This window comes from Candidatus Woesearchaeota archaeon (assembly GCA_030651135.1).
In the GTDB taxonomy this organism is placed as follows: domain Archaea; phylum Nanobdellota; class Nanobdellia; order Woesearchaeales; family JACPBO01; genus JACPBO01.
This window is the reverse complement of sequence record JAUSCS010000010.1, coordinates 73,332-87,828: the sequence shown is the minus strand read 5'-3', so window position 1 is coordinate 87,828 and position 14,497 is coordinate 73,332. Positions and strand designations below refer to the sequence as shown.

At 38.2% G+C, this 14,497-nt stretch carries 18 protein-coding genes; 16 read left to right on the top strand and 2 right to left on the bottom strand.

The window, feature by feature from the left end; translation table 11 throughout:
- Nucleotides 1-17: 17 nt before the first annotated feature.
- The 3 genes from Q7J54_05940 (at nt 18) to Q7J54_05930 (ending at nt 1,216) form a co-directional block, all read left to right on the top strand.
- On the top strand, nt 18-383 hold the full coding sequence (locus Q7J54_05940) for a hypothetical protein (GenBank protein ID MDO8741085.1): 366 nt from the start codon (nt 18-20) through the stop codon (nt 381-383).
- Nucleotides 384-557: 174 nt separating this feature from the next.
- The gene (locus tag Q7J54_05935) at nt 558-818 is read left to right on the top strand and encodes an AbrB/MazE/SpoVT family DNA-binding domain-containing protein (protein MDO8741084.1); all 261 of its coding nucleotides are present in this window, start codon (nt 558-560) and stop codon (nt 816-818) included.
- Nucleotides 815-1,216, top strand: coding sequence for a putative toxin-antitoxin system toxin component, PIN family (locus tag Q7J54_05930; GenBank protein MDO8741083.1), 402 nt, complete (start codon nt 815-817; stop codon nt 1,214-1,216). Before Q7J54_05935 ends, Q7J54_05930 begins: the two co-directional genes overlap by 4 nt.
- Nucleotides 1,217-1,219: 3 nt before the next feature.
- On the opposite strand, the gene Q7J54_05925 is transcribed toward Q7J54_05930, so the two are convergent.
- The gene (locus Q7J54_05925) at nt 1,220-1,447 is read right to left on the bottom strand and encodes a hypothetical protein (protein MDO8741082.1); all 228 of its coding nucleotides are present in this window, start codon (nt 1,445-1,447) and stop codon (nt 1,220-1,222) included.
- A gap of 103 nt (nt 1,448-1,550) precedes the next feature.
- On the opposite strand from Q7J54_05925, the gene Q7J54_05920 reads away from it, so the two are divergent.
- The 4 genes from Q7J54_05920 to Q7J54_05905 all read left to right on the top strand — a co-directional run bounded on the left by Q7J54_05920 (nt 1,551) and on the right by Q7J54_05905 (nt 4,210).
- A complete protein-coding gene (locus Q7J54_05920) occupies nt 1,551-2,711 on the top strand; it encodes a hypothetical protein (GenBank protein MDO8741081.1) in 1,161 nt (386 codons plus the stop codon).
- 69 nt (nt 2,712-2,780) lie between these two features.
- Nucleotides 2,781-3,413 (top strand): Era-like GTP-binding protein, encoded by a 633-nt coding sequence (locus tag Q7J54_05915; protein MDO8741080.1) that lies wholly within the window; start codon nt 2,781-2,783, stop codon nt 3,411-3,413.
- A 12-nt stretch (nt 3,414-3,425) separates the two neighbouring features.
- Nucleotides 3,426-3,809 (top strand): DUF2073 domain-containing protein, encoded by a 384-nt coding sequence (locus tag Q7J54_05910; protein ID MDO8741079.1) that lies wholly within the window; start codon nt 3,426-3,428, stop codon nt 3,807-3,809.
- Nucleotides 3,810-3,811: 2 nt separating this feature from the next.
- Nucleotides 3,812-4,210 carry a Zn-ribbon containing protein gene (locus Q7J54_05905; protein MDO8741078.1) on the top strand — a complete coding sequence of 133 codons (399 nt, stop codon included), beginning with the start codon at nt 3,812-3,814 and terminating at the stop codon, nt 4,208-4,210.
- Between the two features lie 65 nt (nt 4,211-4,275).
- On the opposite strand, the gene Q7J54_05900 is transcribed toward Q7J54_05905, so the two are convergent.
- Nucleotides 4,276-5,478 carry a redox-regulated ATPase YchF gene (locus tag Q7J54_05900; protein ID MDO8741077.1) on the bottom strand — a complete coding sequence of 401 codons (1,203 nt, stop codon included), beginning with the start codon at nt 5,476-5,478 and terminating at the stop codon, nt 4,276-4,278.
- Between the two features lie 49 nt (nt 5,479-5,527).
- On the opposite strand from Q7J54_05900, the gene Q7J54_05895 reads away from it, so the two are divergent.
- The 9 genes from Q7J54_05895 to Q7J54_05855 all read left to right on the top strand — a co-directional run bounded on the left by Q7J54_05895 (nt 5,528) and on the right by Q7J54_05855 (nt 14,494).
- A complete protein-coding gene (locus Q7J54_05895) occupies nt 5,528-6,199 on the top strand; it encodes a PHP domain-containing protein (protein ID MDO8741076.1) in 672 nt (223 codons plus the stop codon).
- A gap of 40 nt (nt 6,200-6,239) precedes the next feature.
- Complete coding sequence (locus Q7J54_05890; protein MDO8741075.1) at nt 6,240-6,854, top strand: hypothetical protein; 615 nt, start codon at nt 6,240-6,242, stop codon at nt 6,852-6,854.
- Nucleotides 6,855-6,895: 41 nt separating this feature from the next.
- Nucleotides 6,896-7,438, top strand: coding sequence for a hypothetical protein (locus tag Q7J54_05885; GenBank protein ID MDO8741074.1), 543 nt, complete (start codon nt 6,896-6,898; stop codon nt 7,436-7,438).
- A 5-nt stretch (nt 7,439-7,443) separates the two neighbouring features.
- Nucleotides 7,444-7,947: a hypothetical protein gene (locus tag Q7J54_05880; GenBank protein MDO8741073.1), complete on the top strand. Its 504-nt coding sequence runs from the start codon at nt 7,444-7,446 to the stop codon at nt 7,945-7,947.
- A gap of 99 nt (nt 7,948-8,046) precedes the next feature.
- Nucleotides 8,047-8,379 (top strand): Fic family protein, encoded by a 333-nt coding sequence (locus tag Q7J54_05875; protein MDO8741072.1) that lies wholly within the window; start codon nt 8,047-8,049, stop codon nt 8,377-8,379.
- Complete coding sequence (locus tag Q7J54_05870) at nt 8,366-8,605, top strand: hypothetical protein (GenBank protein ID MDO8741071.1); 240 nt, start codon at nt 8,366-8,368, stop codon at nt 8,603-8,605. Before Q7J54_05875 ends, Q7J54_05870 begins: the two co-directional genes overlap by 14 nt.
- 5 nt (nt 8,606-8,610) lie before the next feature.
- Entirely contained in the window at nt 8,611-9,543 is a 933-nt protein-coding gene (locus Q7J54_05865) for an RsmB/NOP family class I SAM-dependent RNA methyltransferase (GenBank protein MDO8741070.1), read from the top strand.
- Nucleotides 9,544-9,870: 327 nt separating this feature from the next.
- The gene (locus tag Q7J54_05860; GenBank protein ID MDO8741069.1) at nt 9,871-10,815 is read left to right on the top strand and encodes a hypothetical protein; all 945 of its coding nucleotides are present in this window, start codon (nt 9,871-9,873) and stop codon (nt 10,813-10,815) included.
- Between the two features lie 82 nt (nt 10,816-10,897).
- A complete protein-coding gene (locus tag Q7J54_05855; protein ID MDO8741068.1) occupies nt 10,898-14,494 on the top strand; it encodes a hypothetical protein in 3,597 nt (1,198 codons plus the stop codon).
- Nucleotides 14,495-14,497: the final 3 nt, after the last annotated feature.

Here is a 14,497-nt window from a genome sequence, read left to right as displayed (position 1 = left end):
CAAGATTACCACTTTTTATGGTCAATGTCAAGGAATTAAGGCCTGGAACGTGCATTCTTTACAGGAACAAGCCCTACAAGGTCAAGAGAATGGAGCTCGTTACAGTAGGCACCCACTGCCATACCAAAAACAAAGTTGAGATGGAAGGCATTATAGAAAAGGACAGCCAGGTTGCTGTTTTTGCTTCGCATGAGAATCTTGAGGAAGTTGACATACCGAGGAAAAGAGCCCAGGTAATATCAAAGCAGGACAATAAAATGCAGATCATGGACTCTGTGAGCTTTGAAACATTTGATTCTGCGTCTGATCTTGAGCTTTCAGAAGGCGATGAAGTTATTTATGTCGCGTATAATGGGAAGATAATTATTCTGGAAAAGAGCTAGTTCTATCCAATTGCCTGCATAGTCTATAATTGGGGACGCATGCTTGATTGCTTATGCAACATATAGCTGAAAATCTGCGGATTTTAAGATTATTTATCATCTCTACAAAAAACGACCGAAAAGCTTATAAATAAGATAATCTTACCAATAGTATAAACTTATAGGAGGTTAAAAATGGAAAATATCGAAATAACAAGTGTGAGCTCAAGAGGGCAGGTAGTCATCCCACAAAGTTTAAGGGATAAGCTTAAGATACACGAAGGAGAGAAGTTTATAGTAATCGGGGAAGACAACACCATTGTTCTCAAAAAGCTGGAGATGCCTTCTTTTAACGGAATAGATAAACTACTTAAAAAAACAAGAGAGTTTGCAAAAAAGAAAGGCGTAAAAGAAACAGATGTAGAAGAAGCCATAAGAGAAGTTAGAAAAAAATGAGAGTAGTTTTAGACACAAATGTCTTTATCTCAGGCATATTTTGGGAAGGCAATTTTTGCTCTCAAATCATAGACAAATGGAGAAAGGGAAGATTTCAATTAGTGAGTTCCCCTAAACTTGTTGAAGAGTTCGTAAAAGCTCTCCGAAGCTTCAAGATTTCCATGGATGAAGAGTTAATTGAAGAATGGAAAAATCTCATCATAGAAAATTCAGTAATGGTTGATCCAACAACAGCAATAAAAGCGGTAAATGACGACCCTGAAGATGATAAGTTTGTAGAAGCAGCTATTTATGGAGAAGCAGATTTTATTGTAAGCCAGGATAAACATCTTCTGAAATTGAAAGAATACAATAAAATCAGGATTTTAAATCCAGAAGAAGCAGTTTTGATCTTTTAATGCTTATTGCTCTTCAACCGTGCCCTTTCTCCCGCAATACGGGCAGACATCAACATCCATGTTGGGATTCCTGCTGAACTTGTACTTGCATCTTGCGCAGATGTAATGGATCCTTAGTTTTCTCGGATCAATCAGCTTTGGCTTCTGCTTTTCAGGCACTTTAAGAATTATGATCTTTTCAGGCTCTTTCTTCCAGAACATCAGCTTTTTCAATAGTCTATTGAAGTCCATACTATCGTCTTATATGCTTGAATATATAAATCTTTCTCAAAAAAACACTTATTGCCACTCCAGAATAGAAATATTTATAATGAGCAATATGTTTGCTCTCTTTATGTGGTTCATCGACTTATTCAAACTATTAAGGCCTTTATCAAAAAAGGAAAAAGAAAAGATAGAAGAGCTTGAAGAATTTCTTTATGCCAATGAGGCCAAGAAACTGAAAAGACTGGTTAAATTAAAGAAAGCAGCTTTTTCCAGCCTCACGCTGGGAGTTTCTGACTCGATATTAAAGCGCCGGCATTTTACAATCCTGCAGGATTCCCAGGATGAATTTATCAAGGAAATAAATGAAAAAATCGTCAGCCAGATCAAAAAGAAGGCATTCAAGGAATTTTCAGAGAATGCGCCGGATGTGATGATTGAGCTTATTGCCCCAAATATTGTCGGATTGCACAGAATAAAGGAAGCTGTTTCTTTGCAGCTCTTTGCTGATGAAAGAGTGCACATTCTTCTTTTAGGCGATCCGGCAACTGGCAAAACAGACATAGTAAGAGCAGCTGCAGAATTAAGCCCTGCTGCAAGCTTTGGATTGGGATCAGGCATTTCAGGAGCAGGATTAGGGTTGATGTTCAAAGGCGATGAACTGATCATGGGATTATTGCCGAAATCCAATGGCGGCATCTGCTGCATAGACGAGCTTAATCTTATAAGGAAAGATGATCTTGGCTATCTTTACAATGCAATGGAAAAAGGCTTCATAAGCTACGACAAAGCCGGAAAAAGCATCCAGCTGAATGCTGATGTAAAAGTTTTGGCAACTGCAAATCCCCTTAAAGACAGGTTTACAAGCACAGATATTGAACTGTTAAGAAAGCAGATTCCTCTTGATGCTGCGCTGCTGACAAGGTTTCATATTGTCTTTATCATCAGAAAGCCGTCATTAAGGCGCTTCATTGATATTGCTAAAAAAATGGTAAAGCAGAAAACAAAGGAATTAAGCTCATCAGACATTTCTTTTATAAAGGAATACATCAGCTATTGCAAGAAGATAGATGTTGAATTTCCCATGGAGCTTCAGAAGAAGATTGTTGAATTTGCAGGCGATATGAAAGAGCGGGAAAGAAGCTTTGTAATGGATGTTTCGCCAAGATTGATCGCCGGGTTGATGAGGCTTGCAAAGGCATCGGCAAGAATGCAGCTCAGAAGGGCTGTCAATGAGGAAGATCTTGAGAAAGTGAGAGATATTTTGATTGATAGTTTGAAAGTAAAATAATAAAACAAACGAAAAGTATATAAATTAAACAAATAAATTAAAATAAATCATAATAAAAAGCGGTGCTCAATGATAGGTGCAATAAAGAGGTTCATAAACAGGGTTCTTAATAGCTTGTTCAAGAAAAAGAAGCATGTAAAGCTTGGGCTTTATGGCCCGCCGAACAGCGGCAAGACAACTTTAGCAAACAAGATCTGCCAGGACTGGCTTGGCGAAGATATGGGAACTGTTTCTAACATCGCCCATGAAACAAGAGAGATACAGATAAAGGAGCAGATCAACATTAAGTCAAAAGGCAAGGAGTTAAGCTTCAATCTTGTTGACACGCCGGGAATTGCAACCAAAATAGATTATGAAGATTTTATGAAAGCAGGGTTAAAGGAAACTGAGGCAAAGCAAAGGGCTAAAGAAGCTACAAAAGGCGTTATAGACTCCATAAAATGGCTCGATGAAATGGATATTGTGATTGTTGTTCTGGATTCAACAATAGACCCTTACAGCCAAGTGAATATCACAATCATCGGAAACTTGCAGGCAAGGGATATTCCTGTGCTGCTTGTTGCCAATAAGATTGATCTGAAGAAAGCAAATGTCAAGAAGATACAGGCGGCATTCCCGCAGTACGGCATTGTGGGCATATCTGCAAAATATGGAAACAACTTAGATGAGTTTTATGAAGCATTGTTTAAAATAGCAGGATAAAAAAGAGGTTGAATGCTAACATTACAAATTGTGCCTTACGGCGAAATAGCAAACTTAAGTTCACTAGGCAGAATTAGGAAGCTGTTGAATATTGCAAAAGAAAACAAGATTGTTCTGCTGCAGGGAAGATTAAAAAAAGAAGAGGAAGCCGAGCTAATCAAAGCCACAATGGAGGAGATAAACGCTGATTTCAAGGGAATAGAGCTTGCTGTTATCAATCCGGAAGAAAAGAAAGCTGCAATGCTCGATAAGGTTAAGCTTGGCCTGGCAAATGTTTTGCTTGGCGACAGGCAGGGATTGACTGTCATAGGCCCGGCGAATATTGTAAAAGAGATTAAAAAAGATCCTGACAAGATACAGCTGTTCACACAGGATCTGAAGAAAAAGAAAAGATAAAGATGCCCCATCAATGCGTAAGATGCAACACATTCTATGAAGACGGCGCTGCTGAGATCCTGAAAGGCTGCAAATGCGGCGGAAGATTATTCTTTTACATCAAGAAAGAAAAGCTTGATGAAGTTAAAAAGATGACGAGCAGCGTGCATTTGTCCACAGATGAGAAGATGCAGATCGAAAGAGATGTCTTTGATCTTGTCGGAAGCGAGATTGACAAGGACCAACCTGTTGTCCTTGACCTTGAAAGCATAAGGATTGTAAAGCCCGGAAAATACGAGCTGGATCTGGTGCATTTGTTCAAGGGCGAGCCTTTGATCTTCAAGCTTGAAGAAGGGAAGTATATGATTGATGTCATGGAAAGCTTTAAAAGACTGAGAAGCAAGTTTGAGAAGAAGAAATAAAGTCTTTAGCATCGTTATACTACGTATATTTAGTATACCTGGCTAAATCTTGCACCGAATCCAATTCACTTATCCGCCACAATCTCTATGACATCTCCTGGCTTGAGCCTGTGATCCTTGCCGACAGTCAGCTTTGTCTTCACATCTATTGCTCGTATAAACTTGTTTCCGAAATCTGTATGCAGCCTGTAGGCGAAGTCAAGCGCTGTTGAATTTCCCGGGAGCAGAAAGCAGTCCGGCATGATATTTCCTTTCTGGTCTGCGAGCTTATTAATCCCTCCGGGGAAGATCGGGATATATTTCAGAACATCAAACACGGCTTTATCCAGAACATCCTGCACTCCTGTTGAGCCGTATTTATCAAGGACATTTGATTTTATAAAATTAAGGGCAGCTTTCTGCTTTTCAGACAGATTTGCGCCTTCTTTCATTTCGAATTTTTTTTCTCCGGGAATGTAATTGATCAGGCCATGCTTTGCAGCTTCCCTCAATGCAAGCTCAGAGTCTGCGCTGCATCTCACAAGCATCCTGTCCGGGAATTCCTGCTGCATTCTCTTGAAATTCTCCTCTGCGCCAGGAATATCTATCTTGTTGCAGGCAATGATCATCGGCTTTGTCTTTCTTCTGATTTCAGAAGCGATTCTCACCAAATCTTCCTCGCCCCATTCCACTAATTTCTTATCAGTTAACCCAAATTCATTGACTATTTCCTTAACCAATTCTTCCTTGACATTAAGCCCTGAAAGATGGCTTGTTATTGCCTTGTTAAGCTCTCCATGGGTCTGCTGCGTTGCCCTTGCAAATTTATCCCATCCTTTTTTTATTAATCTTAAAATCCAGAAATCCAGCTCTTCTTCAAGAAATCTTATGTCTTTTGCAGGATCATATGACAAAGGCTCTATTGGCTCTCCTTTTTCATTTGTTGTGCCGGCAATATCCACAACGTGTATTAAGACATCTGCCTGCCTTAAATCATCCAAAAACTGATTGCCCATGCCTTTGCCTTCATGCGCTCCTGGAACTAATCCAGCAACATCAATCAACTGCACAGGAACGAACCGATTATGTTCGATGCAGAACCCGTCTCTTGGATTGCATTGTGTGTTAAAAAACTTATCTGCGCAGTCTATTTTCACATAGCCGACTCCGCTGTTCGGCTTTATTGTTGCAAAAGGATAATTGGCTATTTCAACCTCTGCCAAAGTAGCAGCCTTGAAAAAAGTGCTCTTTCCAACGTTGGCCTTTCCAACTACCCCGACTAGCATGATGCATGTAAAAAAGCCAACATTTAATAACTTTTTCTTTTTTTCTGCCTAAATGCTGAAAGCGGATTTGCATCTTCATACAAACAAGGATCCCATTGACCGCTGTTATATAAAATATTCTCCGAAAGAATTGATTGATTATGCTTCTAAACTCGGATTTGATGTTCTAGCTATAACGCATCACAGACAGCTTTATTATAACAAAGAAATCGCAGATTATGCTGCCAAAAAAGGGATTTTATTGATGCCTGGCGCAGAGATTTTAATTGAAGGAAAAGAGGTTTTACTGTATAATTTTAAAGACAGCGAAATCAGGAAAATAAAAACGTTTGAGGATCTGAAAAGATCAAAAAGAAAAAATAATCTTGTGATTGCGCCGCATCCATTCCTGCCGCACCATCATTTCATCTCGCTCTTTTCAAAGCTTGTAAAAAACAGAAAATGTTTTGACGGCATTGAATTCTGCCATTTTTACGCTAAGTTTTTCAATTCAAACAAGAGAGCAGTAAGATTCGCGCATAAGTTTAAGCTGCCTTTAGTCGGCAATTCTGATCTTCACAGGCTGTGGCAGATGAATTACACTTATTCCATGATTGATTCCAAAAAAGACATTAACTCTGTTATTGCAGCGATAAAGAAAGGGAAGATCATTGTTAAATCAAGGCCTTTGCCTGTTCTTGTTTTTTTAAGGGTGATATGGTTTGTCATAAGGACTGCGTTTTAAAAAAGAAAGATTAATAAACTAAATACGCCATCATAAATTCATGGCTGCTCTGGAAGCAAACAAGAGAATGAATGCCGCCTACTGGCGAATAAAGCACAAAGATGTCTTTCATATGAAGAGCCTTTACATCATGATGTATGAGTGGCTTGTGGAGCAGGAGTGGGCAAAGAGAGATGAGGATTTTCCTGAAAAGACATATCTGCAGAATGAGGCTGCGCAGGGCGGGACAGAGTTATGGATTTTCTGGAGGTTCAAGAAAGATCCTTTTCGCGGAAGAGCTCCGCATGGCGAGAGTAAATTTTGGGAATGGCGGATAAGAATAGACTTCCACATCATTCTTTTGAAAGACATAGAAGTAATGCACCAAGGCCAGAAATTCAAGACAAATTCAGGCGAAGTTGAGATGAAGATATGGGCAGACCAGTATCTTGACCCGGAAGGAGAATGGGATAAGCATCCTTTTTTGAAAAACTGGATAAATATTTTCAGGGGAAGGCTGCTTAAAGAAGAAGCTGATAAGCTGAAATTAGAGCTTTACAGGGAAGCATATAGGCTGCAGGATGCTGTAAAGACTTATCTTAAATTAAAGAGATGGTATCCGGAGCCTGAGGAAATGGGCGTGTATTTCCCAACTGGCGGGCTCGGCGATGTGTAAAAACATAAATTATATAAACTAAGGAATTGTAGATTTATAATATGTCTGAAGATACGCAATGGGAAACTCCGCATTATAAAATTAAAAAGGTCGGAATCGTTGATCTGGACGGCCTTTACAGGCTCATGCACAGGTGGTATGTTGACAGAAATTATTATTTTGAAGAGCCCACATACAAGCATAAAGTACCCAGCCCAGCAGGCGCAGAAGAGGAGTTTGAATGGTTTGGCTGGAGAAAGATGAATGATTATGTGAAATATTGGATTTTGGCTTATATGCATTTCTATGAGATGAAAGAAGTGGAGATTATCAAAGACGGCAAGAAGAAGAAAATGATCCGGGCAAGGGTCTATATTGAAGTGTGGGGCACGATGGAATGGGATTGGCAGAAGAGATGGCAGGGCTCAAAGTTTTTAGAAAATGTAAGAAAATTTATGGACCAATATTTTTTCATGACAAGGGACAAGATAGGAAGCTCAGTATGGGGTGACAGGCTGATGTATGTTGCTATGAAGCTGCATAGTGAAATAAAAGAGCATTTGGAGATGGAAACATTAAGCGATACTTATGCTGATATGTGGTGAGATAGATGGCTGAAAGAGAACTGCTGGTTGAGAACAAGGTTGGCTATGAAGGGCTGTTCAGCGTTAAGGAGCTTTACAGGCTTATTGACGCTTTTTTCAGGGAAAAAGGCTATGACAAGAGGGAAATAAAAAATTCTGAAAAGGTTACACCTGAAGGCAAATTCATTGAAGTTGAGATGATGCCCTGGAAGAAAGTAACTGATTATGCAAAGAATGAAATATGGATGCGCATCATAATTGAAAACCTGAAGGAAGTTGAAGTTGAGAAGAACGGAGTTAAGGTCAAATTAAACCAAGGATCCTTAAAGATCGTTTTCTACGGCTATCTTACAACAGACTATGAGAACAGGTGGGAGCAGAAGCCCATGTTCTTCTTCATAAGGACATTGTTTGACAAGTTTTTTTTAAAGCAGTATGTTGATGAATTCAAAAAGAACCTTCTCGGCGATGTCAGCCTTATAAGAAACCAGATAGATGGGTTTTTGAACCTGTATAGGTACAGAACTTGATTCTTAGCTAATACTAAATACATTGCAGGCACTCCTTTATATAATGTGTATTGGTAAACCGAAACATTTAAATAATCATACGTATTTATACGTATAAAAATGTTAAGCAAAAAGGATGTTGTCGAGATAAATAAGGGATTTTCAACAGGCAAGCTGATGAATGAAAGCAGCCTTGACTATGCAGTAAAGACCACTGCAAGGAGCAGGAACTGGCTGCGGTCTGCAGCACTGCTTGCAAGGTCAATTTTAATTGATCATGCTTTTGAAGACGGCAATAAAAGGACAGCAGCAGCGGCAATAATGCTTTTGATGGATCTGAATGATATCCAGTTTAATCCAGAAGAGATCCCAAAAGTTGTAGTTAAAATACTGAAAAAGAACATAACAAGCTTAACAGAAATTGAGAGGTGCATAAAAGATGCAATCAAGTAATGTGCTAAGGGCGAAGCAGATAATCGCAGAATATCCTGAAGTGTTTGAGAGCTTAGTTGAATTTGAGAGGACTAAAAAGCTGCCGAAGCTTTATAGGAGAAAACGGCTCAACATCACAATAGATGAAAATACATTAAGAAATTTCAGATCATACTGTGAAAAAAGGAACATAAACATGTCCAGGCTTATTGAGAAGAAGATGATTGAAGAAATAAAAGGCGGTTGAATAAAATGGTAAAAAACATTGAAAGCATCAAATTCAAGCCTGAATTCATAAAAAGATATTCTGGATTAACAGATTTCAGTGAATTCAAAGAATATTCCCTGAAATTTTTAAGACGATCAATCAGAATAAACACCTTGAAGGCTGCAATTGAAGAAATAAAAAAAAGAATGGAGAAAGACTGGATATTGACTTCTGTTCCCTGGTGCAAGGAAGGATTCTGGGTTGAGCATAAGCAGGGAAGAAGGGATATTGGAAATGCGATTGAGCATTTTCTCGGCTATATTTATGTTCAGGAAGCTGCTTCAATGATCCCGCCCATAGTTTTGGATCCTAAGCCCGGCGAAATTGTATTGGACATGTGCGCTTCTCCCGGATCAAAGACAACGCAGATAGCGCAGTATATGGATAACAAAGGAATATTGGTTGCGAATGATTACAAGGGAGAGAGGATTGTGCCGCTTGAGATAAATATGCAGAGATGCGGGGCAGCAAACTGCATCATAACAAGGATGCACGGAGAGTGGCTCAAGGAAATGAAATTTGACAGGATCCTTGTTGATGCCCCCTGCTCAGGAACAGGAACAATACGGAAGAGTTTCAAAACACTGTTGATGTGGAATCCGAACATGGTGAAAAGGCTGTCAACAACGCAGAAGAACCTGATCGAGACTGCATTCAATAATTTAAAAGATGGCGGAACTTTAGTTTATTCAACTTGTTCGCTGGAGCCTGAGGAAAATGAAGAGGTTGTTGATTTCTTATTAAATAAATACGATAATGCCAATTTGGAAGAAATAGAATTAAACATCAAAAGAAGCGAGCCGATTTTAAAATTTGAAAATAAAAAATACAATGAAGAAATCAAAAAATGCCTGAGGATCTGGCCGCAGGATAATGATACAGAGGGGTTCTTTGTTGCTAAGATTTCTAAATTATAAGTTATTACTAATAAATGGTTAATTAATGGAAATATTTAAATAGTGAGAAGCATTTTCTTCATAAAAATAGAACCAAGGTAGTTTTAATCAAAAGATTGAAAAATCGTGTTTTGGTTAAAATAAGGTTAAATTAACCCAATAATGTCAGAATAAGCATAAAAAAGTTCATTTAAAAAAAGAGGGGGCTTTAGGAACAATTACAGATAAGAGGTAGGTAGCATAAAGCTTTAAAGATAAAAAAGAGCAGATCGGCCATCAGTAAAAAATATATGTTAGCTGGCAAATTGAACCATACAATACTGAATCCAATACTGAACCAGGTGAAACATGCACAATAAAACAGCCTTGTTATTGCTGTTGTTTTTACTGCCCTCGATTGTAATGGCAGAAACACTCGAAGCCTACAATATAGACCTGCAAGTCAAAGACATCAATAGCAGATACTATATTTTATCAGCGATCGAATATAATTTTAATTATTCTTCCAATAAGAACCTCGCAGTTGTTTTGCCACCTGATGCGTGGAACGTTTCGCTCACCATTGATGGTGTGAATTTAATTCTTAATGCTTCAAACAACAAAACAACAATACCCCTGCAAACTTCTACAAAAAAAGTAAGATTGAGCTTTTACACAAGGGAAATGCTGAACTATAATTCGCCAATGGCTGTTTTTTTCACAGAATTCATCGCTCCTTTTGATTCTAAGTTATTCAAGGCCACTTTAACGCTGCCGCAGCACTCTATCTTGATGGATCCAGTAGAAGAAGCAAATGCAAAGCCAACACGGATTGAAAGCAATGGTCAAAGCTCAATGCTTGTCTGGGAAAATTTCAATGTTTCAAAAAATTCTAAAATGACTGGCCTGGCCGTATTTAATATTGGAGAAAGATCAGGCATCTTTTCTGACAAAAAAATGAACATAGTGCTTTCTGTATTGGTTGCAATCATAATGGCCCAAATCACATTTTTAATAGTTTACAAGAAAACAAGGATGAAAAAGCTTGAAAGGAAACTCAGCAAAAAATTCAGCATTGATGAGCATCTCAAGGAGGATGAAAGCCAGATCATCAATATATTAAGAATGAAAGAAGGCAGAACAACACAGGGCACATTGAGGGTTATTACCGGGATGCCAAAAGCGAGCCTAAGCAAGCTTCTTTCGGAATTAGAAGCCAGAAAAGTGGTGCATAAAGAAAAAAGCGGCAAAAAAAACATCGTTAGCCTAAGAGAGCATTTTATGAACAATAATGAGAAAGGTGCAGAAATATGATGCCTATTTTGACAAAAACAAGCGATTGTTCCCGCAGTAAGATATTTACACTAACTTTGAATACTGACAAAGGTGATAAAATATGAATAAAAAAATGCTGTTGATAATGCCTTTGCTGCTTTTAGCTTTGATCAGCTTGGCTTTTGCATTAGGCCCCTCTATAACAATAGTTAGCCCGGTGAACAACACAATACTCCCTAATTCAACAACATCTGTTGATTTAAGGATTTACACAAATGAGTCAGCATTGGAATGCAGATATAACACCACAACTGCAAATTTCAGTTACGAAAATAGTTCTACTCGGATATTGGAAACCCTTCTAAACTTAAGTGTGCATAATTTGACATGGAATGTAGCCAGCGGCAATACTTATAACTTCTATTATAAATGCAATTCATCCAGCGGCATAAATGATGTTGGCGTGCACCATACATTTAGTGTCAATGCTACAGCTAACATAACAGATGCAACAGCAACAATAAGAGGATATGCATTTTTAGAGGGCCAAACAGACCATAGCGGGATAACTGTAGATCTTGGCATAAATGGGGCGGGTCCAACAGGCAACTATGGAACAACAGCAACTAACGGCTCTTACACATTGTATAATGTTACTCCTGCAGCAGCTAATTATTATTTTACTTGGGCGCATAAAACAACATATTCAGATGGCGGGGTAAACCTTCCAGAGATAGTAGCTGGACAGACATATACCCTTGGGGATTTATGGTTAAATTCGAATAAAAATATAAGTTTTGAATGGGCTTACCAGCCTGTAAATGCTTCAAAAAATTTGACTAGTGGTTTGCAAACAGGCAGTGTGACCTTATTTTCTGCAATAGATGACAAAAAGGGTTTTATCTTCAACACAAGCACAATAACAAATCCTGTTGCCGATATATACTTCAGCGATAGTAACGATAATCCAATGTCTTTTTGGGCAAACAACGGAAATGGGGGCGTAATAGATATGGGCGCTGTCTTGCTGAATAGCGTTACTACAGCTCCCGATGCAGGTTATAACTCTCAAAATACATCTGTTGTAATTGGACACACATATGTTGTCAAGACAAGGGATGGGTTTCATTACGCAAAGCTATATACATACATAGACACAACCCCGCCAGCAATCTCAAATGTTGGAAATTCAACACCGCCAACTAATAACGTAACAATCATCTGGAACACAAATGAAAATTCAAACAGCACTGTTTATTACGGTCTTACAACAGCATATGGCTCAAAAGCAAAAAATGATACAAATCTTACAGTAAACCACTCTGTTTTATTAACGGGCTTGGCAACTGGCAACGTTTTATACCATTATGCGGTTGAAAGCTGCGATACTGCAGGCAATTGCGCAAACAGCTCGGATTATAATTTTACAACTGTCGGAGTTGCCGCTGGAAGTGTAGGCGGCTCTATAAACTGCACATGGCCTGCTACTGGAAACTGGACAATAAACGGAACAATGTATGTCAAATGTGAAAATGAGAATATAACATTTGGCGGAGAAATAATTATAAGAGACAAAGCAACCCTGTTCTTGAATAAAAGCGAGCTTACATTAAATGGAAGTTTCACGCTAAATAACATAGATCTCTACAATGGCGCTAATTTCACAATTATAGGCTCAAAGATTCATGCTACCGAGTTATCGATTATTGACCTATTTAGCAGTTCTTCAATATATATTGAAAATTCTATAATAAATAAAACAGGCCTTGATGTATTGGATAACGCGAATGCCACATTAAAGAATGCAACGTTCATAAGATTAGGTGCTCAACCGGTAAGATTTTATTTCAATGCAAGAGGCAGAATTGAAAATTCTTTCTTTGGAAAGACTGAGTTCTTTGGAAATTCAGCAAATGAGATAATCGATTCTATTTTTAACGATACGGCAGAGTTCTTTGATTATTCGAATAACACGATAATAAATTCGACATTTAATTTAGAAGCCAGATTTTACAATTACTCGAATAACACAATCAAGAATGCAACATTCAAGGATTATGCCAGATTCTTGGGAAATACAACCAACAAGATAAACAGAACAACATTCTACTCAACAACCAGCTTTGATGGAAACAGCAACAACAGAATAAACGAATCAACTATATTCTATAGTGAAACCAGCTTTAACGGCTCTTCAATAAACTCCATTGATGATTCAATTATGGGCGGGAATGTGATTATCAATGGCGAATCAAATAATACATTTATGAATACAACAATAAATGCTACAGCGTCTATAAGCGAAAAATCAAATAACAAAATCAACGGCGGCCATATTGATTATTTAGTAATTTATTCCGACTCGACAAACAACCTGACAATAGATGGCTTGAAAACAGGAATTGCAACGAATGATATAAGATCAACCACAACAAACTTTGCCATAAATCTCAGCAATGTTGATATAGCTTATCTGGGATTTGGTGCAAGGGGCAATTCAACAAATTATTTGACAAATTCAAGAATAAATGTAACCCTGCTTGAAGGCAACAGCACAAACAGGCTGAGAAATTTTGAAGCGCACCATCTTGGCGACTCTTCCCTATATCTGGCTGACAGCTCAGACAACACAATTGAAGACTCGAACATCAGTTCTGTATTTATCCAGCCATATTATGGAATTTTAACTATAAATGGCTTGCAACCCGGCCTGATCAATAATTACATAAACTCAACAGAACGATTCAAGATAAATTTCAGCAATACAAATGTAAGCGAGATAAAATTCAGCTCACATCTTAATTCGGTAAATTACATCCAAAACTCCACGTTCAGCTATATCATTTTAAGAGGGAATTCAACCATTAATTTTGATGCGCCTCTAAGCACAACTAATGAGTTTGATGTTTATACAAAAGATTCGACTGTAACGATAAGGGGGCATATCAATATAACCGCAAAAGACATAACGGATTTCCATGACCGTACAAATATCACCAGAGTATTCCCAATCTATGTATATGATCAACATGGCAGCCCGGTCAATAACAAAAAAATAGAAATAAGAGATGAAAACGACAGCGTGATCTATGAAGGAAACACAAACGAAGGATACATAAATATTACATTAGTGTTCAATTATTCAAACTATTACAAAAACTACAGCATTTATGTTGAGGCGCCTCCTACTCAGAAAATAGGCGAATTTGGATTATTAAACAGCACGCCAATAGAAGTCCAGATTGCATTGCCTGCGCAGCCAACGACCTCCAACACAGATGATAATAGCGGAGGCTCTCCTCCTATAGTCATACCATGCAAACCGAACTGGCAATGTACTGATTGGGTGCCTTGCTCTAAAGAAGGCACCAGAAGCAGAAGCTGCATGAACTTAAACAGCTGCACTGGAACTAAACCCGCAACAACAGAATCATGCACTTATGCAGAACTTGCTCCAGCTAAAGAGGAAACGAAAAAAGAAGAAACAAAAGAAGAAGTTGTAAATCTCTTTGAAAAGGCTAAAATGCCTGATAACTTAAATAATGAAGTAAACAGAATAACTGCGGCAGCTGTCAGCGGGTCAATTGCAGAAGCCAATGCGCCCATAGACCAAATAATAAACACAACCAATCTAATAGCTACCTTAAGCACAATAGTTGCTGGCCTGGGAGTTTACATGTTTTACCAGCTAAAAAGCTTAGTTTTCATCAATTTATGACTC